This window comes from Desnuesiella massiliensis (assembly GCF_001403615.1).
GTDB lineage: Bacteria > Bacillota > Clostridia > Clostridiales > Clostridiaceae > Desnuesiella > Desnuesiella massiliensis.
On the sequence record NZ_LN879449.1, the window covers coordinates 21735 to 43733 of the forward strand.

Consider the following 21999-nt stretch of genomic DNA (forward strand, 5'->3'; position numbering starts at 1 on the left):
ATATTTTTATATTTAACTCCTAAGTTTGATTTCATATCATCTAGAAATGGTATTAGTGTAGTAATATCAGCTCTATCCTGAAATATACCAACACCAGTTACATATTCACTTTCTACTCCTATTTGAACATTGTAACCTGGTTTTAGCTGTGAGTTGCGCATATGATCATCTTTCATGTGCATAAAAGTTGCATCATGGTCAGTCTTCGAATAACTATTTCTTCCATTGAATATCCCATTATGCATGTTGTATTTCTCTTGACGCTCATAGTAACATTCTAGCTCCTCTTTGAATTTCTGAAGCTTTGATTTGCGCTTACCAATACCATGAACTAGCTCTATATTTTCTTCATTTATCTTTTGATTAATAAAGTCAAGTACTTTCTTAATATCCTGAGCAGTGTTATCCTTTGCGACAGCAAAGTTTGTCATAAAGCTTAAGTTAACAGCTTCAATGCAAGACTGTATCTTCTCAAACATCTTGCTTTCATTTTTATTAACAACTTTTTTCCATACAAAAGTGTAGCGATTAGCATTTGCTTCAATTTTCGTTCCATCTACAAAAAGATTCTCAAAATTGATTTCTCCTATACTATGAAGATATTGAACTAGCTGATAAAACAAGTCTTCCACTGCTTCTGATAAATATTCTTTTCTAAACCTAGCAATTGTAGCGTGATCCGGTGCTTTCGCGCCTTGAAGTAACCACATGAAGTTAATATCCCTTCTGCATGCTGTTTCAATCTTTCTACTCGAATATATGTTGTTTGAATAAGCATATGTTAATACCTTAAATAGGATTTTAGGTTCCACTGCCGGTTTTCTTCCAACGGAAGAGTACGCCTTGTATAATTTTTCGTAATTTAATCCCTCCAATATTTGGCTAAGCAGGCGGACTGAATCATCCTCAGGTATCAACATTTCAAAATCAAATGGAAGAACCAGTTGATAATATCCATTTGATGAAGTATAATTTTTATGTTGATAATTTGGTTTTTGCATACTATAATTATACAACACTTGCGGTGCCCACGGGCGCCGCATTTTAATTTTTCGAACAAAAAAAGAAGCTGCTGCGCAGCTAACTATTTAGTTTAGTTAGTTGTGCAACATCCCCTTCCATTTGCTCATATTGTGAGTTTAAAAATCTAATAATATCTTCTTTTTTCAAAGGATTAGAATGTCCTACAAAACAAGTATTAAACTCTAGATTTTCTAAGGTGTTAGCAAAACTTTTTATTTTAATCGGATCATATTTACAATTATCATAATAATCTTTGCTATAAGCATCTCCAATAAAAACCACTTTTTCTTCAGGGACATAAACTATAACGGAGTCTTCTGAATGAGGGGCAATAACATTCTTTAGAATAATATTAATACCACCTAAATCAAGTTTTAATTCATCATTAAATACTATATCAGCTGTTACTACTTTTATGTCTTGTAAACATTGATATTCTTTACGGATATTTGTATCTGCAAATTCGATATCCTCACCAGTTAATAGACGGTTTTTCATTGCAGCATCAGACCATTCCCACTTAGCCATGATTTTTAACTTTTCATTAGTTATTTCACAGGCTATGGTTTTTCCTTCGATGGAGTGCATTCCATAGGTATGATCCCAATGAAAATGAGTAATAGCTGCGTAATCTGGCGTTTTTAAATTAGATTCTTTTAAGAACTTATTAAACTTTTCTATATGATTTTTTGAGTTTCCACCATCAATCATAAGGGAATACTTATCTCCTTTGATGTAACCTAATAATGGTCTATCAGTTTCTTGTTCATTGGCAAGAAAATAAACTCTTTCAGTAACTTTTAATAAAGTCATTTAATATCCACCTTTCTTTTTTATAAATTGAATTTGGGAGTTAATATAAATATAATATATTATATACAGGCGTAAGGCAATGTACGTAAGAAGAACATAGTGAGTTAAAAGATTGTAACTATCAATATTATTATTGAGAACAGTATAATAATTAGATATTAAAGGTGAGTATATATGAAGATATTAAATTTAACATGTAAATTAACGAATTGTTACCTCATTGAATCCAACTCTGGATGGATAATGATTGATACTGATTGGCCAGATACTCTTAATCAATTTCTATGCTTATTAAAAGAAAATGATATTCAGATACCTGATATAAAATATTTAGTAGTCACTCATTTTCACCCAGACCATGCTGGTATTGCACAAGATTTAAAAAATCTTGGAGTTAACTTAGTTTTACATGAGAATCAGGTTTCTTTTGTAGAGAAGTTAAATAACTTTTTTAAGAAGAATCCCAAATTTAATTATAAGGATATTGCAAGAGAAGATAATATTGTAATATCAAGTGCGGAAAGCAGAAAGTTTCTTAAAAATGTGGGAATAGATGGTGAGATAATACAAACACCAGGACATACTGATGATAGCATAAGCCTTGTTATTGATGGGTGCTGTGCTTTTACCGGAGACCTCCCAGAGTTTGCACTTATGGAAGCCTATAATGATGAAATCATCAAAGAAAGTTGGAAGCTGATACAAGATTATAATGTGACTAAAATTTATCCAGCTCATGGGAAGTCATATACTCTACTTTCTTACTAGCAAACATAGAATCCATAGGGCTTATTGATTTAAAAAGAGTAGTTTAGATAACTAGCTTTTTTATTAATTTTTACCAATTAAATATTGAAAATATTTAGATAATATAGTATAATATGAATATACAAAAAAATGTACATTGTAGAAGCATTAATATTTTTTTATTGTCAATGTACAAAATTTTGTATTTTCACTTATTTTAGATTAACTTTTAAAGTTAAAATATATTATATGGAAAAGAGGCTTTTTTATGAAAGGAAGGTTATTTCTAAGTATTTTAACATCAGTTACACTGTTATCTTCAGTAGTGATGACACCAAGAGTTAGTGTTAGAGCAGAGGAGAATCAAGTGAAAAAAACAAATACAGTACTAAAAAAAGGTACTCCAGAAGAGGTTGGGTTGAATTCAGCAAAAATTAACGAAATTGATTCCATTGTCAACAAACATATTAACAATGGAATTACTCCAGGTGCTGTTGTGTTAGTAGCGAAAAATGGAGTAATTGTTAAGAATACAGCCTATGGATATGCGCAAAAATATGATATGGGTAAGCTTTTAGAAAATCCAAGACAAATGAAGGAAGACACAATATTCGATTTAGCTTCAGTTACTAAAGTTATGGCTACTACTCAGGGGATTATGAAGCTAGTTAGCGAAGGAAAATTGAATATGAAAGACACAGCAGCTAAGTACATACCGGAGTTTGCTAAGAATGGGAAGGAAAAGGTTACAATAGAAGATTTAATAACACATACCTCAGGATTAACTCCATGGAAACCAACCTTCTACCATGTAAATAACTCAGTAGATGAACTAAAGTTTATATGTGACTTGCCACTAGAATATGAAACAGGAACAAAACGTGTGTATAGTGATTTTAGTTTTATGACCTTAGGATTTATTATAGAAAAAATAACGGGAGAAAGATTAAATACTTATCTTGAGAAAGAAATTTATCAGAAACTTAATATGAAGGATACTAAATTTGTGCCAGCTGCAGATTTAAAAAATAGAATTGCGGCTACTTCATGGGGAAATCCGTATGAGTACCTAATGATAGCTACTGACAAGCCTTATGTGTGTGATGAAAACGTAGATGATTTTAAAAATTGGAGAAATTACACTTTAGTTGGAGAAGTAAATGATGGCAACAGTTTCTATGCTAATGGGGGAATAGCAGGTCATGCTGGATTGTTTTCAACTGCATCAGATTTAGCAATTTTAGGACAGCTTATGCTAAATGGAGGCAGCTATGGAGATGTATCAATTTATGATGAAAAGGTTTTAAATGAGTTTATAAAACCACAAAGATTTGATCAAGGTTATGGATGGGAAATTAATAAAGATTCGTATATGGGAACTTTAAAACCAAAGACAAATTTTGGACATGCTGGTTTTACTGGAACACAAGTTATCTTTGATAGAACAAATAATATTCAAATAATAGTATTGACCAATAAACAAAATAATGGACTAAATAAGAATAATGCTTACCCTAGTCCATACCCATTAAGCAAGGAAATATCAAATGCTGTATATGAAGCTATGAAAACAAAAGCAGAAGTACCAACAGAAACACCAGTGGAAGTAAAGCCTGTACTTCCTGAAACAGGATCAAGCATTGATTTTAGATTTTTAACTGGACTGGGAATAATAACCATACTTGCAGGTGCTTTAATGGCGGGTAAAAAAAATTAACTTTGTTTTATTAGTACTCATTAGATATACTCGTGATAGGCATAAAGAAAAGGAAATAATCTAAATAATGAAGTTAAAGAACTTAAAAATAGAGTGAAGAATTAAAAATGGAGCTAGATTATTGAAACACTAAAGTATTTCAAATCTAGCTCCATCAAATTATAATTTTTATAGATCCTACTATAGCTGAGAATATCTTTTAACTACTTCTTCAACGGTAAATCCAAATTCCTCTATTAATTTTCCTCCAGGGGCACTTGCGCCAAAGTGATCAATAGTAACTGTTGCTCCATCTAAGCCTACATATCTTTCCCATCCAAAGCTTGCACCCATTTCAATAGCTACACGTTTACGAACATCCTTTGGCAATACGGCTTCTTTATAAGCTTCATCCTGCTTATCAAATAAATCCATACTTGGCATAGATACTACTGAAACATCCTTACCTTGCGCTTTTAAAACCTTCTGAGCCTTAATGGCTAAATCCACCTCTGATCCTGTTGCTATTAATATACCTTCTGGCTTAGCTCCTTCTTGTTTTGAAATTACATAAGCACCTTTTTTGACATTTTCAGAAGCCAATTCCTTTGTCCCTGGAATCACAGGTAGGTTTTGACGAGTAAGAACTAATACTGTTGGATGATCCTTTGTGGTTATAGCCAATTTCCAAGCCTCAACTACCTCATTACCATCTGCTGGACGAATTACTGAAAGATTAGGTAATCCACGTAGACTTGATAATTGTTCTATTGGCTCATGAGTTGGACCATCTTCTCCTACTGCAATGGAATCATGAGTTAATACATAGGTTACAGGAAGCTTTTGAAGAGCTGCTAATCTTATAGCTGCTTTTAAGTAATCCACGAATACAAAGAAAGTTCCTCCATAAACTTTTGTTCCTCCATGTAATGCAATTCCGTTCATAACAGCTGCCATAGCAAATTCTCTAACTCCGAACCAGATATTGCGTCCTTCATATTGACCTGCTTCAAAATCCTTCTCTTCTGCTATAGTTGTGTTATTAGAAGAGGATAAATCTGCTGATCCACCCCAGAAAAATGGAATATTCTTTGCAAGAGCTTGAATTGTTTCTTTACTTGTAACACGTGAAGCCGAACTTGCGCCTTCATCATATACAGGTAAATCTTTATCCCATCCTAGTGGAAGCTCCTCTGAGAAAGCTTGTTCAAATTGTGCTGCTAATTCAGGATAAGCTTTTTTATAAGAAGCAAAACTTTCTTTCCATTCATTTTCTTTTACTTCTCCTGTATCCATTAAGGTTTCTTTAAAACGCTTTGATACTTCCTCTGGAACAGTAAAAGCAGGATAATTCCATTCATATATCTTTTTAGCCTCTAGAATTCCTTCTGCTCCAAGTGGTGAACCATGAACCTTTGAAGTTCCTTGAAGAGGTGCTCCAAAACCTATTACTGTTTTAACTTCAATTATAGTAGGTTTGTCCTTTTCTTTTCGAGCATCTTCAATAGCTTTAGAAATCTCTTTTAAGTTATTGCCGTCTTTAACTAAAATATGCTGCCAGCCATAAGCTTCAAAACGCTTACCAACATTTTCTGTAAATGCTTTTGAAGTAGGACCATCTAAGGAAATATCATTTGAATCATAAAGCAAGATTAATTTTCCGAGCTTCATATGACCGGCCATACTTGCAGCTTCTTGGGATACACCCTCCATCAAATCTCCATCTCCACATAAAGCGTAGGTATAGTGATCTACTATATCATATCCTGGCTTATTATAAACTGCTGATAGATGAGCTTCTGACATAGCTAGTCCTACTGCCATTGCAACTCCTTGACCTAAAGGGCCTGTGGTTGCCTCAACTCCATGGGTATGGTGTACCTCTGGATGTCCTGGAGTCTTGCTTCCCCATTGTCTAAATGCTTTTAAATCTTCAATAGTTACTTCAAAGCCTGCTAAATGAAGTAAACTATATATCATGGCTGAACCATGTCCAGCAGACAAAACAAACCTATCACGATCTACCCATTTTGAAGACTTTGGATTAACCTTTAAAAACTTAGTCCATAGAGCATAAGCCATTGGCGCAGCTCCCATTGGTAATCCAGGATGTCCCGAATTAGCTTTTTGGATTGCATCTATGCTCAGTGTACGTATTGTATTTACTCCTAATTGATCAATTTTATCGAACATCTTCCTTCCTCCTTTTCACATAATACACTGTTTACATTTTCTATTACCTTAATTATATACTTTAAATGGTAAAAGAGAAAATAAGAAGATCTATTTATTTTTAAAGCTGTCCCAATCCTTTAAAAATTGTTCAATTCCATTATCGGTTAATGGATGAGACCATAATTTAGGGAATAGATTCCCTGGAATTGTAGCAATATGAGAGCCTACCTCTGCAACTGCTTCTACATGCTTTATCCCTCTAACACTAGCGGCTATAATCTCTGATTTATAATCATAAAGATCTAAAACTTTTCTTAAATTTTTAATTAAAGCTAAACTATCCGTTCCTATATCTTCTAATCTTCCTAAAAAAGGACTTATATATGTTGCTCCAGCTTTTGCAGCCATCAATCCTTGAGCTACAGTAAATACCAATGTCACATTTGTCTTTATTCCTTCCTTAGACAATATGTGCACAGCCCTAAGGCCAGCTTCTGTCATAGGAATCTTTACTACTACATTATCAGCCCATTTTGCTAATTCTCTAGCTTCCTTAACCATTCCATCTGAGTCTAAAGAAATTACTTCTGCACTTACAGGTCCATCTACAATACTACAAATTTCCTTAATAACTTCTTCAAAATCCCTACCTTCTCTTGAAATTATAGTAGGGTTTGTTGTAACACCATCTACTAATCCTAACTCATTGATTCTTTTTATTTCATCTACATTTGCTGTATCTAAGAAAAATTTCATAATATCTACACCTTCCCTAAATTCTTTTTGAAATAGCTACTAACTCTTCAGCATGTTCTTTAAGGATGTCAAACTTCTTTTCATTAACCAAGTTCTTACTTGTAAGATAGCTGCTTATTCCAGCTCCTGAGAAACCTAATTTAAGAAATTCTCCCAAATTATCTGGAGTAACACCTGCTGTAGCTATGAATTTAACATTATTAATAGGTCCAAGTAAATCCTTTGCATAAGTTAATCCTAAGGTTCCTGCTGGGAATAACTTTACAAAATCTGCTCCTGCAAAATGTGCTTCTAATATTTCTGTTGGAGTCATTGCCCCTGGGATAGTAACCATATCTAGCTGATTTGCAGCTTGTACAACTTCCTTATTTACATTAGGCGATAGGATGTACTCTGCTCCTGCACTTTTAGCCGCAAAAACTTGTTCAAGGGTAACTACTGTTCCTGCGCCAATCTTTACCTCGCCGTTAAAGGTTGAATTTAGTAGCTTAATGGCTTCTGAGGTCTTCTTAATACAATCCTTATTCCCTTGATCAAAGGTAACTTCTACTAATTTTACTCCACCTTCGTAAAGAGCGGAAACTAGATCAACTAGATTTTGTCCATAGATTCCTCTGCAAATTGCTATTATCTTGTTTTCTTCAATGAATTGAACTATTTTCTCTTTCATATCTTCACCTTTCCAATTAAAAATTTTATTATTTCTAATTATCTATGCAACAGGTTCTTCTATAGTAGGTTTTAAAATTCCTAAAAGTACTGCAGTAACACAAGATCCAATAATAATTGCTGCAATAAACCAAAGCTTATTGTCTACAACTGGCAGAACTACAAAACCGCCATGTGGAACATAGCATTTTACCTTTCCTATAGCTCCAACTACGCATCCTACTGCTGTTCCAATCATTGTTGATGGAAGAACACGCTTTATATCGGCAACTGCAAAGGGGATGGCACCTTCTGTAATTCCTATTAAACCCATAATACCTGCTGCAACGGCAGTATCCTTATCTCCTTGATTAAATTTGTGTTTAAAGAAGCGAGTTGCTAAAAATATTCCTATAGGAGGAACTGCTACTGCTATTCTAAACATTCCATTTGGTTCATATATTCCTTCGTTCATTAATGCTAAAGTAAACATGGATACAGATTTTGTGATAGGACCACCCATATCAACTTCACCAAATAACCCAATAAAGATTGCAAGTAATATTGCACTGCTTCCGTTTAAGCTGCTCATAATACTAGTAAGACCACCCATAAATATAGATAACGGGCTAGCTATTACATAGATATAAAGTAAGCCAAGTACAAACACTGAAATAGTAGGAATAATTAAAATCGGCAGGATGGTTTTAATTGTTTTGCTAACCTTCCAAGTTTTCATCCACTTTACTAAATATCCAGCTCCAACTCCAAGCAGCATAGCTCCTAAAAATCCTGATTTTACATCAACACCGTTTACGTTTACTGGATTATTTGCAAGGTAACCCAGTATCATGCCAGGAGCTAAACCTGGTTTACCAGCAATAGTATATGATATATAACCACCTAAAATAGGGATCATCATTGCAAAAGCAGCTTTACCTAAAAGGTTGATTTGCTTCATGAATGCATTTGTTATAACTACACCAGTTTGAGTTTTATCACCAGTAGCTAAGGAAATAGCTAACATTATACCTCCAGCCACAACAGCTGGCATCATAAAAGATACACCACTTAAAAATGATTTTTGAATCTCTTTTAAGACTGCTTTAACCTTCATTATCTTCCTCTCCTTTTTGTTATTTAATATTAAAAAGCTTTTCTGCTGCATCAATAATTTTTGCTGGATGAGAAATAGCATCATTAACATCTGCATTTAAAATCAGTTTATCTTCAAAACGCTCTTCTCCCTCTATAAGCACAGCTACCGCTAATATTACAACATCTGCTGCATCTACCTCTTCTTGCGATAATTCATTCTCAATTCCTATACTTCCTTGAGTTTCTATTTTAACTTCATAACCTCTTTTTCTACATTCCTTTTCTAAAGCCTCTTGTGCCATATAAGTATGTGCGACCCCTGTTGGACATGCTGTAACTCCTACAATTTTCATTTTTAATTCCTCCTCAAATTTATTTTATATTTTCTTCAATTTCCATTAATAATTCAAAAACCTTATCTTTGCTTTCACTAATCATATTATTTCTAAAGTCCTCATCCATAAGCTTTTTACTTATTTGAGCTAATATCTTTAGATGCAATGTTTCCTTTTTATTTTCAGGAACTCCTATTAAAAATATCAATCTGACCGGTCCATGGTCTTCTTCATCCCATAAAATAGGATTTTTACTCCTCATAAAAGCAATGAATGCTTCATTGACAGCTTCTGATTTTCCATGGGGAATGCTTACTCCGTATCCCACTGCTGTTGAAAATTCCTTTTCTCTTTTTTCTACGGCTTCAATATATTGATTTAAATTAGTAGTGTATCCTAAATCATAAGCTTTTTTTCCTAAAAATCTAATAATATCTTCTTTGTTTGATAAATCTGAATCTAGTACGATTAATTCTTTATTAATCAACTACAACACCCCCCAAAACTTCGAATATTTCTATTTCTTTTTTTCCGACTAATAAATGATTAATATTATCTTTATTTTCAACAATTTGATATATCTCAGATAAGATATTCTTAATTTTGTGTATATCTTTTTTGGCAATGCATATTAAAATAATAGTATTTACATATCTGTTGTCCCAACGAATGAAATTTTTCAAAGTCATAATAGCTACTTTACTGTTTTTAACAGTCTCTGGAGATGCATGTGGTATCGCAGCTCCTGACTCTAAGGCGGTGGTTCCAAGTTTCTCTCTTTCTAAAATAGATTCCTTAAACCCGTCATATACCTCTTGTTTTTCTTCCATAGCTTTTATAATTTCCATAAGACATTCTTCTTTAGAATTATAGCTGCGACCTGCAAAAATAAAATCCATATCTAAAACTTCTGAAAGGTGTTTAAAGCTATACTTTTCAATTCCATTTTCTAGGGAATTATCTCTATAAAAAATATCAGCATAGAAATTTGAGATATTTTTTAAATCGGAATTGGTTACCAAAGGTGAAACATAAATTACAGGTTTCTTGTTTATATCTAATTGAACTGAGGAAATTATAAGATCTACATTATCAATATCATTTTCATAAACCTTACGCATAGGTACAACCTCTACTATATCCTGTGATGGTAAGAATCTCTTTATTTTGTTTGCAATCAACTCAGAGGATCCTATACCTGTAGGACATACTATTAGAATCTTTTTAACTTGCATATTTCTATCAATGGCTGCTTGGAAATGTACCATTATAAATGCTACTTCATCTTCTGTAAGGGTTATGTCTAATGCCGCCTCTACCTTAGCCATTACATACCAGGTTGCACTAAATGTTACTGAATATTGTGTTTTTATCTCATTTAATAAAGGATTTTGAATCCTTAATCCCATCTTAAGTCTGTATTCCATTGGAATTAAGTGAAATATAATTCCATCGAATAGCTTCTGGTCCTTTGTAAGATCTACATGCATTACTGTACTCATTTCTTTAATTATGCCAGATACTATTTCTCTGTATTTCTTTGTTTCAGCTTCATTTTTTATTTTGGGTTTTAAACCATGAGCCATAAGCTGTCTATTCAAATAGTCTATATCACTTTCACTAAAGCCAATATTTAACTCCTTAGCAATAACTTCTAATATGCTTTTAGCTATCAAGTAAGTTTCTAAAGTCTTTATCTCTTCGAATACGAAGTTCCTTTCAAAATACACATGATTTCTTTTAGATATTCTATATATAAATACTATTAAGGTCACAACTAAGGATTTTAAGTAATGATCTGATAAATCTACATTTAAAGTATTTTCAATATCATTAGATATTTTAAAGGCCATTTCTACGATTTTATCTGGATATACTTTTTTTAATATCTTTGGCCCTACTTTAAAGAAATCTTCCTCTGCTAAGCATTTATTTTCTTCTAATAAAAGATTTGTAAAAACCTTTAAAGAATATTGCATTTGAACTTCAGTTCCAATTATTTTAGTTCCTTTTTTATTTGATTGTATTGAGACAGTTTCCTCGTTTAAATAAGAGCTAATTACCTCCATATCCTTTGCTATAGAAGTTTTGCTGACTAAAAAATAATCTGACAACTTTTGATAGGATATCGTTTTCTCTTCAACCAATAGAAGCCTTGCTATCTCTAATTGTCTCTCCTTTGTAGAAAAAGTTTGCTCTTTTTCTTTGCTAGAACTTAGAGAATGTAATAGTTCCATTTTTTCTGATAGATTGCCTACTAATTTAATACCTTGACCTGGCTTCCTATCAACTTCCATATGGAAGTTTTTAATAGAGCAATTAATTGCATTAATGTCACTATATAAAGTTCTTGGAGAAACATTTAAAATACTAGAATAATAATTCATGGATTTATAATCCTCTTCACTTAACAGCATTTTTAATAAATCTTTATGCCGAGTAGTTAAATTGTCCATAATCATTTTCCTCCCTTTATATAGAAAAAAAGCGCTTTTCTTTATGCTTCTATATTATCACGCTTTTTCTCCAATATATATGACATATCATTTCTACAACAATGTAGCAATTTACGAATTAATTCAACTGATTTCTTCATTGTTTCTATAGATAATTATAATTATTATAACTAAATATTATGTTTTTATAAAATATATGAGAAATGCAGGTCTTCTCGTTGAAGTATCGATTGAGCATGTTACGCTATTTCAACAGGGGGATGAAATCGTTGAAGCAATAAAAGAACTCCTAATGGAGCAACTCTCTTTTTTTATTAAGGAAATTAGACTACCTTATTAAATAGATGCTTATTGACAGTTTTTTAATGTATCAGCATAATAATAGGTAATTATAGAACCAGAAGAAGTGGAAGTGATTCAGATGAAGAGAATTGAAGCTGTATACGAAAAGCTGAAGGAGCTTGGCGGTGAGAAGGGAGTAAGCGCAATAGAAATTGCTGATGCCCTTAACCTTGATAGAGCTAATGTGAGCAAAGACTTAAACAGGCTTTGTGATGAAGGAAAAGTTGTTAAAGGAAAAGGAAAGCCTGTACTTTTCACCTTAGCAAAGACAAATAAAAAAGAAGAGACAATATTAGATAGATTATCTGCCAGCAATGAAAGCTTGCACTCCGCAATTAAGCAAGCAAAGGCTGCTGTATTATATCCACCAAAGGGTCTTCATATGCTTATTTTAGGTGAAACTGGTGTTGGGAAGTCAATGTTTGCAGGGATTATACACAAGTACGCCATTGAGATGAAGAAAACGGAGGAAAATTCACCCTTCATAACCTTCAACTGTGCAGACTACTCAAATAACCCACAGCTTCTTTTGAGTCAGCTCTTTGGATCTAAAAAGGGTGCTTATACAGGAGCAGATGCAGATAAGCCAGGATTAATTGAAAAAGCAAATGGCGGCATACTCTTTTTAGATGAAGTTCACAGACTTCCCCCTGAGGGGCAGGAAATGTTCTTTACTTTTATGGACAGAGGAACCTTTAGAAGACTTGGAGAAACTGAGTCGGAAAGAAATGCTTCTGTGTTAATAGTTTCTGCTACGACTGAAAATCCAGATTCAACTCTGCTTAAAACCTTTACTAGAAGAATTCCTATGGTTATAAGGATTCCAAGTTTAAGTGAACGAAGCCTTGAAGAGCGCTTCAATCTTATAAGCCAATTTTTCAGAGAAGAGACTTCAAGGCTTGGAAGACAGATAAGAGTATCAGTTAACTCCATGAGAGCCTTTTTAAGTTATCATTGTGAAAGTAATGTAGGTCAGCTTAAGACGGACATACAACTTGTTTGTGCAAAGGCCTATGCTGATTTTCTGTCACAGGATAAAGAGGAAATTGAAATAAGCAGCCTTGAGCTGCCTCAATATATAAAGCAGGGGCTATATAAGGAAATAGAGCACCGCCAGCTTTGGAATAAGCTTATTGGAATCAATAAACGATACTGTATATTTGATGAAACAAAAGAAACCATGCTCTATGATGAAGAAGAAAATAATGAAAATATATATGAAATGATAGATCTAAGAGTTCACGAGCTTAGGAGCAAAGGTATAAGTAGTGAAAAACTTGAAAAAGAAATGGAAAGGGATATAAGCGATTACTTTAAAAGCTACCTTCATAGTGTAAATAGAAGAATAGATATATCCAGCATTGAAAACTTTATTGATCCCGAAATTATCGGAGTAGTGGAAGAGATAATCAGGTTCAGTGAAGAAAGTCTTGGAAGGCAGTTAAGTGAAAGAGTTTATTATGGAATGGCTGTGCATATAGCAAATTCCATAGAAAGAATAAGAAAAAATAAGAAAATTGTAAACCCTCAGCTTAAATGGATAAGAACACAGTACAGCAGAGAGTTCAATACAGCTCTTCATTGTCTTAAAATAATAGATAGAACCTTAGATGTATCAATGCCCATTGATGAGGCTGGCTTTCTTGCAATGTTCCTTGCTTACGACGAGAGAGATATAGAAGACCAAAAGAAAGATATCAATGTAATAGTAATAGCACATGGGGCTGCAACGGCCACTTCCATGGTTGATGCTGCAAACAGGCTCTTAGGGGTGAAATATGCTGTTGGTATAAATGCTCCATTAGAAGAGAAGCCAGAGCAGGTTATTTCTAGAGTGAGAGAGTATCTTCGTCAGGCAAAGGTAAACTCAGATATATTATTCCTCGTAGATATGGGATCTTTAACTACCTTTGGAAGAGAGGTTGAAGAGGAGTTTGGTGTAAAAACTCGATCATTGCCTTTGGTAAGTACACTGCACGTAATAGAGGCGACAAGAAAGGCCACGATGGGGTATACCCTTGATGAGGTATATAAGGATACCTTTAACGTGTTTAGCTTAATGCAAAATGAGATCATAGACGAGGAATCGGAAGAAGATATTCAAAAGCTTGCAGTTGTAACTGTATGCACTACTGGAGAAGGCAGTGCCGTTGCCATCAAGAATATGCTATTTAAACAGCTGAAGTTTGACAGCAAAATACTTGAGATTCTTCCTTTAAATCTTGTAGGCAAGGAGAGCATTTACTCAAGGCTTAAAAATATTGAGAAGGAATACAATGTCATAAGCATTGTGAGCTCCTTTAGGTTAGATAGTAAAATACCTCAATTTAGCTTAGAAGATGTACTCAAAAATAAAGCAGCCGAAGCTATGCAAAATCTAATCGATGTAGAATCTACCTACATAAAAATGGGTGATACTCTAAAAAGCATGCTTTCAGCAATTGATGGCAAGGAAGCGCTGAAGGATATTAAAAGATTTATCAAAAATATTGAAACTGACCTTGATATTAAGATGGACACAAATATTTTGATAGGTGTAACCTTTCATATAGGATGCATGCTGGATAGAGTTAAAGCTGGAGGCAAACTGATTGAGGAGTTTGATGAAAAGGATAAGTTTATAGCAGAGAATAAGAATATGTATAAAGTAGTGAAAGCAGCAGCTCAGTTCTTAAATAAAAAGTATGATATAACTATTCCTGAGGATGAAATATGCTATATCATGAGTTTCTTTGATCATAAAAAACATGTTTAAAATGCGGATTAATTTCCGCATTTTTAATTTTACATTTAACTCAAAGATTATGTTTTAAAATAATGTGGGTTGGCACGGAAGTTGCTATATAGATATGGGTATAAGAAGCAACACTATAATTAAACTAATTACAGGAAGGATGGAAATATATATGGAAGAAATAATCATGAACTTAATAGTAAACGGGGGAGACGCAAGAAGCAAAGCTATGATGGCTATTCAAAGTGCAAAGACTGGAGACATTGCAAAGGCTAGAGAACTTATGACTGAATCTTCAGAGGCATTAGATAGGGCTCACGATTATCAAACAAACCTTATACAAAATGAAGCAGCAGGAAATAAAGTAGAATTATCATTACTCATGATACATGCACAGGACCATCTTATGAATGCAATGACAGTAAGAGATTTAGCTCAAGAGTTTATTGATATGTATGAATTAAATAAGAAATAATTAAAATAACACAGATGATAGATATGAGTAACCCACTTGATAAAATAGTCAACCCACATAAGACACAGAAAAAATAAATAAATGAAAAGTCTTGTTTTATCAAGGGTTTTCAATAAGTTTTAAGCAAAAAAGAGTTTTGGCACGATAGTTGCTGATAATGATTACATGAAAATAAAATTTAATCAATAGGGAGCTTAAAGTCTTAAAGGGGCTTTAAGGAGCAATCTTTAATTGCTCAGTGCTTCGGTTAAAAGGAGGAAAATATAATGAAAAAGATCACTTTAATATGTGCAGCCGGTATGTCAACAAGTCTTCTAGTTACCAAAATGCAGGCAGCCGCAACAAAGCTTGGGCAGGAGGTTACAATAAGGGCTATAGCAGAAAGTAAGTTTAAGGAATATGAAAACGATACGGATGTTTTGCTACTAGGACCTCAAGTAAGTTTTATGCTTAAGAAATTCAAGGAAGCTTATGAACCAAAGGGAATTCCGGTATCTGTAATAAACAGCATAGACTATGGAATGATGAATGGTGAAAAAGTTTTAAAGATGGCTTTAGATTTAGCAAAATAAATAAAAATATAAATTGTTTTAATTAAAATAAAGGATGGGAGATGGGAAAATGAGTTTTAAAGAAACAATTCAAGAAAAAGTTATACCAACTGCTAATAAAATAGCTTCAAACAAATATTTAAAGGCAGTCAGCGATGGATTTATGTCATTAATGCCAGTTATAATTATAGGTTCTATTTTCTCCTTATTAAATTCATTAGCTATAAAGCCCTACCAAGAGTTTATTACAAAAATAGGCTTGAAGCCATTTTTAGCAATACCAAACACTATAACAAACGACATACTAGCAATCTATGCAGTATTTTTCATAGCTTACAACCTTGCCAAGTACTTTGAAAAGGATCAAGGGGTAGCAGGAATGATCGCATTATTTACATTCCTCGCTATTACTCCAATAAACAATACAGCTAATATTATAAATGGATTTTTGTCTTCAAACAAAATTGAGCTGGCTAAAGGAGTTGCAGTACCATCATCAAATGTAATCCCTTACGAGTGGATAGGCTCAAAGGGATTATTCGTAGCTATTATTGTAGCATTAGTTTCTACAGTTATCTATAACTGGCTTTTAGACAAAGGTCTATCAATAAAAATGCCTGATGGAGTACCTCCAACAATCGCAAAATCCTTCGCAGGACTTATGCCAGGCTTTGTTATAATAATTTTATTTATGTTTTTAAATAAAGTAGTTACACTTTTACCAATGAAGAATATAACAGGATTACATTCAGTGGTTTATACATTAATTCAAGCACCAATGGAAGCTTTCTTAGGAAATAGTATATGGTCCTTTATATTTGCAATTTTTATAGCACAGCTTCTATGGTTCTTTGGTATCCATGGTGTAACAGCTATAATTCTTCCAATATTCTACCCGCTATGGACATCACTTACAACCGCTAATATAACAGCTATGAATGCTGGAACATCTTTATTTGAACTACCAAATATAATAAACAGGTCCTTCTTCAGTGCTTATGCCTTAGTTGGTGGTTCAGGTATGACCTTAGGTCTATGTATCTACATGGCTTTAAGGGCCAGAAGTGGGCAATACAAAACTTTAGGGAAACTTGCTTTCCTTGCAAATATATGTGGTATAAACGAGCCTATAGTATTTGCAGTTCCCATGGTTCTTAACCCATATATGATTATTCCATGGATAGCTGCACCACTAATTACAGCTTTATCTGCTTACTTCCTAACAGTTATTAATGTACTTCCAAGATTAACAACTATAATTCCATTAGGAACACCAGTAATAATGTCAGGATTCCTGGCAGGTGGGGCTGAAGGCTGGAGAGTTGCATTATTCCAAGTCGTAGCAATAGTTTTATCTGCGGTAATTTACATTCCTTTCTTCAATGCATTAGATAAAAAGACATATGAGAATGAAAAAGCTATAGCAGAAGGAGAACTAGCATAATCTAATAAATTCTAGGTAAACAAGCTGCTTGGAAACAGCTTGTTTATTTACTCATAGAAAAGATTTAGAATAACCATAATTTAGATTGAAGAAAGTGCGTATTTATTATGTACTTACTTTTACAAAAAAGGAGTTGAAATCAATGAATAATAAGATAGTTAAAGGATTTTCAGAAGGTTTCTTGTGGGGAGGAGCTACTGCTGCCAACCAATGCGAAGGCGCATATTTAGAGGGGCATAAGGGATTATCTACCGTTGATGTTATACCTGCAGGTAAAGACCGTTTTCCAGTGATGAAGGGTGAAATGAAGATGTTGGAATGTGATAGTGAGCACTACTATCCTAGCCATGAAGCAGTAGATTTTTATCATCATTATAAAGAGGATATAGCAATGTTTGCAGAAATGGGCTTCAAAACTTTCCGTTTATCCCTTTCGTGGGCTCGTATATTCCCTAATGGTGATGATGAAGTTTCTAACGAAGAGGGATTAAAGTTTTACGACAATGTGTTTGATGAGTGCTTAAAGTATGGTATTGAGCCATTAGTTACAATAACTCACTTTGATGTGCCAATGAACCTTGTGAAGACAATTGGCTCTTGGAGAAGTCGCAAGATGGTGGATTACTATGAAAGGCTATGCGAAGTAATCTTCAATCGCTACAAAAATAAAGTAAAATACTGGCTTACCTTCAATGAAATAAATATGCTGCTGCACCTTCCATTTATGGGAGCAGGCTTAGTGTTTGAAGAAGGTGAAAATCAGGAGGCTGTAAAGTATCAGGCAGCTCATCACCAGCTTGTTGCCAGTGCAAAAGCAACAGAAATAGCCCGTAGAATAAATCCAGAATTCAAGATAGGCTGCATGTTGGCTGCTGCAAATACTTATCCATTCACTTGTGCTCCAGAAGATGTATGGAAGGCAATGGGAAGAGATAGAGAGAACTATTTCTTCATAGATGTACAGTCTCGTGGAGAGTATCCAAACTATGCAAAGAAAATGCTGGAAAGAATGAATATTAACTTAGTTATGGAGGAAGGCGATGCGGAAATTTTAAAGAACAACACAGTTGACTTTATTTCCTTCAGCTACTATTCTTCAAGATTGACTAGTGCAGATCCAAAGGTAAATGCAGAAACCGCAGGCAATGTGTTTAAAACCTTGAGGAATCCGCACTTAAAAGCAAGTGAGTGGGGATGGCAGATTGACCCTCTTGGACTTAGAATCACAATAAATTCATTATATGACCGCTATGAAAAACCACTATTCATTGTTGAAAATGGGCTTGGAGCTTCAGACACACCAGAGGAAAAGGGATATGTAGAAGATAATTATAGAATTGAGTATCTAAGAGAGCACATTAAAGCTATGAGGGATGCTGTAAATATTGATGGCGTGGAGATTTTAGGATATACAACCTGGGGGTGCATAGATTTAGTAAGTGCATCAACAGGAGAAATGAAAAAGCGTTATGGCTTTATATATGTTGACAAAGACAACGAAGGAAGGGGAACCTTAGCTAGATCAAGGAAAAAGAGCTTCTACTGGTATAAGAAAGTCATTGAAACCAACGGTGAAGATCTGGAATAGTAATTTACAATACAATAGTAATTTCAATAAAATTTAAAAAACATATAGTTTATTGTATTTTATAAATAATTTTGATAAATTAGTAAATAGAGATAAAAACACAGTTTCTGTTGGTAGTCAGAACCTATATAAATTTAATATAGCAGTAACCTGCCCTCCTGGGGTTGTCCATTCTCTAGAGATTTTAATTTAACAGGAGGAGATGTTTATGATAACATCAATTAAATTAACGTTTTTTTTCAAGGAACCTTTTTGGATAGGTGTATTTGAAGCATATGAGAATGAAGGTTATAAAGCATGCAAAGTAACTTTTGGGGCAGAGACTAAAGATGAAGAAGTGTATCAATTTATCCTAAAAGAATTTAAAAATTTAAAATTCAGCAGTATAACACCTAATTTAAAGGATGAATTAACCATAAGAAGAGAAAATCCCAAAAGGATGCAAAGAAAAATTAGAAAAGAGACTCAAAATGATGGTGTAGGCACTAAGGCTCATATAGCTTTAAAAAAGCAGTATGAAGAAAATAAGTTAATTAATCAAAAGAATTATAAAGAGCAAAAAAACTTGATAGAAGAAAGGAAATTTCAATTAAAGCAGCTTAAAAAGAAGGAAAAGCATAAGGGACATTAAATAAGTAAAGAAAAGAGTTCTACTTCTTGCTGGATGGAGAACTTTTTTCTTTTATAAACACCTCTTGTACAATGATCTAACATAGAACGATTATTGTTAAAGCTAAAGTATAAATTCTTGCTATTTTCAAATAATAAGACTGATGTTAACTAATAAGTATTTTGCTTTAAGTATTAAAAAGGAAGTGATTTGATGAAAATAGAGGGATTTTTTGATAGTATAAAAACTGCCAATGAAGTTGTGGCAAAGCTTAAAAATGAAGGATTTTCTGGAGCTTTTGTAGATATAAATGAACATAGAAATAATGCATACTCCCAAAGCGGGCTTGTAGGTTCAAAAGAGATATCGAGCTTATCCAGCGCTGTTTTGGTCAATGGCATAGGAGAAGGAACTAATTCTCCACTAGCTGCAGCAAGTCCTATGGCAAGCGGAATGGGAGGCTTTGAAGAAATAGCAAACATAAATTGTAAGGTAGTTGTTGAAGGAAGCGACAAAAACATAGAAAATGCAAAGAATATAATAAACAGCATGGGAGGAACCACAGAGGATCCTAATGGAAAAATACCTAAAGGAATTGAGAATATAAGTGAAGATGCTTTAATATTAAGGAATTTAGAGAGTTAAATAGTTTATTAAGAAATTAGTGCTGACGTTTTATATGCGCAGCACTTTTTTAATTCTTATTTTTTATGGAATATTGACAATATTGGGGATATCGCTATTTATAGAGAAGTTGATATTTCTTTCTTTAATAGAAATTGAATACAATAAATGGTATAATTTAAAGTAAAAGCATATATTAGATCTAACATTCTCATTAAGTAATAATATGCTCATTTACGAGGGACTTACGTAAGAATCTAATCTAAGGAGTGAATTTATGAGAAGAAATATTAGAGTTAAACCTAGTAGAGGCGAATCCTTTGTAGGTTTTATAGTTGGTATAGTGTTTGTAGGGATAGGTATTTTTATAGTGTTACCTAGTACTGGGGGATTTGGACTCTTTTGGACTTTGATTGCCATTATAATGACTGCGTCCCATGGGATTAATGCCTTTGGAAATAGGGGCATAGCCACCCATGAGATTGAAGTCTCTACAGATTACGAAAATAATGTTTTTACTAACAATGAATTAGATTTTGAAGAGAAATTAAGAAAATTAAAAGCTTTAAAGGATGATGGAATAATAACCTTAGAAGAATTTGAAAAGAAGAAGAGTGAAATATTAAATGAAAAGTTGTAGGACAAACTGTAGATGATATTTTAAAAGTAAGTTTTAACTTGAAATTTTTAGCAAAGCAGGTCAAGCAAAGAAACGTAATAAGGTGTTATTCTTTATTTAGGAGGTGATAACATGGATAATTGGGAAAAGATAAATGCGGTATATCGTATGCAAAACTATATTGAAAATCATATAACCGAACCAATAACTCTTTATATGCTTGCAAATGCGGCTAGATATTCGCCCTGGCATTCCACAAGAATTTTTAAGGAATTAATAGGTAAAACGCCTTTCGAATATATTCGAGCACTTCGTTTGTCTAAGGCGGCTATTAAATTGCGAGATGAGGATATTAAAATAATTGATATTGCACTGGATTTTGTTTTTGACTCGCACGAAGGGTTTACGAGGGCCTTTTCTAAGCAGTTTGGTATGACTCCTCAATACTACTGTAAAAATACTCCTCCGCTGAAGCTTTTTATGCCAAGTAGTATCCGTGGTTATTACCTTATGCTACAAAAAGGAGAGGATAACATGTGTAAAGGTTCTAATTTCAAAAATGTCAAAACAGTTTTTGTTCAAGTGATTCAACGTCCTGCAAGAAAATTAATTTTAAAACGTGGTATTAAAGCTAAGAATTATTTTGAATATTGTGAAGAAGTAGGCTGTGATGTATGGGGTATTCTTTGTAGCATCAAAGAAGCTTTATATGAGCCTATTGGAATGTGGATGCCGGAAAATCTAGTTAAGCCAGGGACGTCGGTATATACTCAAGGTGTAGAAGTTCCTTCTGACTATACTGGAGAAATTCCAGAAGGATTTGATTTAATTGAATTACAGCCATGTAAGATGATGATTTTTCAGGGGCAACCTTATGAAGATGAAAAGTTTGATGAAGCCATAAGTGAGCTTTGGGAGGTTATGAAAAATTACAATCCTGAGCTTTATGGTTTTCAATGGGCTGATGAAGATAGCCCTAGATTCCAGTTGGCTCCTATGGGATATAGAGGATACATTGAAGCAAGGCCCGTAAAAGAATTAAACATGAAATAAGATATATACCAAAATTATTTGAGAGAAAGTGCTAACCTTTTCGTAGGGAAGCACTTTTTTTATTAACAATTGGCAGTGTACAATTTGAATAGAGTTGGATTCGGAAGTTGAGCCGAGAAAGAGAGCAGTTTGATTTCAAGCTTAAATCATGCCTTGAATCAAAAGCTGCTCAATTTCCGAAACAATCTATAGGACGAAGCCGCGTACCACCA

At 33.6% G+C, this 21999-nt stretch carries 20 protein-coding genes; 11 read left to right on the forward strand and 9 right to left on the reverse strand.

Annotated elements, in window-relative coordinates:
• Together BN2665_RS00175 and BN2665_RS00180 are read right to left on the reverse strand one after the other, a co-directional pair.
• A partial coding sequence (locus BN2665_RS00175; RefSeq protein ID WP_195892637.1) for a transposase occupies positions 1–1001 on the reverse strand: 1001 nt, incomplete at its 3' end.
• A gap of 79 nt (positions 1002–1080) precedes the next feature.
• The gene (locus BN2665_RS00180; RefSeq protein ID WP_055665110.1) at positions 1081–1836 is read right to left on the reverse strand and encodes an MBL fold metallo-hydrolase; all 756 of its coding nucleotides are present in this window, start codon (positions 1834–1836) and stop codon (positions 1081–1083) included.
• Between the two features lie 174 nt (positions 1837–2010).
• Here BN2665_RS00180 and BN2665_RS00185 point away from each other — a divergent pair, with 174 nt between their 5' ends.
• Positions 2011–2604 carry an MBL fold metallo-hydrolase gene (locus tag BN2665_RS00185; protein WP_074042179.1) on the forward strand — a complete coding sequence of 198 codons (594 nt, stop codon included), beginning with the start codon at positions 2011–2013 and terminating at the stop codon, positions 2602–2604.
• Between the two features lie 247 nt (positions 2605–2851).
• Positions 2852–4300, forward strand: a complete 1449-nt coding sequence (locus tag BN2665_RS26095) for a serine hydrolase (RefSeq protein WP_074042180.1) — start codon at positions 2852–2854, stop codon at positions 4298–4300.
• 180 nt (positions 4301–4480) lie between these two features.
• Here BN2665_RS26095 and tkt read toward each other — a convergent pair whose 3' ends face one another.
• The 7 genes from tkt to BN2665_RS00225 form a co-directional block, all read right to left on the reverse strand.
• On the reverse strand, positions 4481–6472 hold the full coding sequence (gene tkt / locus BN2665_RS00195; RefSeq protein ID WP_055665112.1) for a transketolase: 1992 nt from the start codon (positions 6470–6472) through the stop codon (positions 4481–4483).
• A gap of 90 nt (positions 6473–6562) precedes the next feature.
• Positions 6563–7210: a fructose-6-phosphate aldolase gene (gene fsa, locus BN2665_RS00200; protein ID WP_055665113.1), complete on the reverse strand. Its 648-nt coding sequence runs from the start codon at positions 7208–7210 to the stop codon at positions 6563–6565.
• Positions 7211–7226: 16 nt separating this feature from the next.
• Positions 7227–7880 carry a bifunctional 4-hydroxy-2-oxoglutarate aldolase/2-dehydro-3-deoxy-phosphogluconate aldolase gene (locus BN2665_RS00205; protein ID WP_055665114.1) on the reverse strand — a complete coding sequence of 218 codons (654 nt, stop codon included), beginning with the start codon at positions 7878–7880 and terminating at the stop codon, positions 7227–7229.
• A gap of 42 nt (positions 7881–7922) precedes the next feature.
• On the reverse strand, positions 7923–8975 hold the full coding sequence (locus BN2665_RS00210; protein WP_055665115.1) for a PTS fructose transporter subunit IIC: 1053 nt from the start codon (positions 8973–8975) through the stop codon (positions 7923–7925).
• Between the two features lie 19 nt (positions 8976–8994).
• Positions 8995–9309 (reverse strand): PTS fructose transporter subunit IIB, encoded by a 315-nt coding sequence (locus BN2665_RS00215; protein WP_055665116.1) that lies wholly within the window; start codon positions 9307–9309, stop codon positions 8995–8997.
• A gap of 19 nt (positions 9310–9328) precedes the next feature.
• Complete coding sequence (locus BN2665_RS00220) at positions 9329–9778, reverse strand: PTS sugar transporter subunit IIA (protein WP_055665117.1); 450 nt, start codon at positions 9776–9778, stop codon at positions 9329–9331.
• Positions 9771–11747, reverse strand: a complete 1977-nt coding sequence (locus BN2665_RS00225) for a BglG family transcription antiterminator (RefSeq protein WP_055665118.1) — start codon at positions 11745–11747, stop codon at positions 9771–9773. Before BN2665_RS00225 ends, BN2665_RS00220 begins: the two co-directional genes overlap by 8 nt.
• A 421-nt stretch (positions 11748–12168) precedes the next feature.
• On the opposite strand from BN2665_RS00225, the gene BN2665_RS00230 reads away from it, so the two are divergent.
• From BN2665_RS00230 to BN2665_RS00270, 9 genes are all read left to right on the forward strand, one after another.
• Positions 12169–14844, forward strand: coding sequence for a sigma-54-dependent transcriptional regulator (locus BN2665_RS00230; protein ID WP_055665119.1), 2676 nt, complete (start codon positions 12169–12171; stop codon positions 14842–14844).
• A 151-nt stretch (positions 14845–14995) separates the two neighbouring features.
• Positions 14996–15298: a PTS sugar transporter subunit IIA gene (locus tag BN2665_RS00235; RefSeq protein ID WP_055665127.1), complete on the forward strand. Its 303-nt coding sequence runs from the start codon at positions 14996–14998 to the stop codon at positions 15296–15298.
• Between the two features lie 266 nt (positions 15299–15564).
• Positions 15565–15870: a PTS sugar transporter subunit IIB gene (locus BN2665_RS00240; protein ID WP_055665120.1), complete on the forward strand. Its 306-nt coding sequence runs from the start codon at positions 15565–15567 to the stop codon at positions 15868–15870.
• Positions 15871–15919: 49 nt separating this feature from the next.
• The gene (locus BN2665_RS00245) at positions 15920–17293 is read left to right on the forward strand and encodes a PTS sugar transporter subunit IIC (protein WP_055665121.1); all 1374 of its coding nucleotides are present in this window, start codon (positions 15920–15922) and stop codon (positions 17291–17293) included.
• Positions 17294–17435: 142 nt separating this feature from the next.
• On the forward strand, positions 17436–18881 hold the full coding sequence (locus BN2665_RS00250; RefSeq protein ID WP_055665122.1) for a 6-phospho-beta-glucosidase: 1446 nt from the start codon (positions 17436–17438) through the stop codon (positions 18879–18881).
• A gap of 208 nt (positions 18882–19089) precedes the next feature.
• Positions 19090–19512, forward strand: a complete 423-nt coding sequence (locus BN2665_RS00255; protein ID WP_055665123.1) for a YjdF family protein — start codon at positions 19090–19092, stop codon at positions 19510–19512.
• A gap of 192 nt (positions 19513–19704) precedes the next feature.
• A complete protein-coding gene (locus BN2665_RS00260) occupies positions 19705–20136 on the forward strand; it encodes a hypothetical protein (protein ID WP_055665124.1) in 432 nt (143 codons plus the stop codon).
• A 256-nt stretch (positions 20137–20392) separates the two neighbouring features.
• A complete protein-coding gene (locus tag BN2665_RS00265; protein WP_055665125.1) occupies positions 20393–20755 on the forward strand; it encodes an SHOCT domain-containing protein in 363 nt (120 codons plus the stop codon).
• A gap of 111 nt (positions 20756–20866) precedes the next feature.
• Positions 20867–21787, forward strand: a complete 921-nt coding sequence (locus BN2665_RS00270) for a helix-turn-helix domain-containing protein (RefSeq protein WP_055665126.1) — start codon at positions 20867–20869, stop codon at positions 21785–21787.
• Positions 21788–21999: the final 212 nt, after the last annotated feature.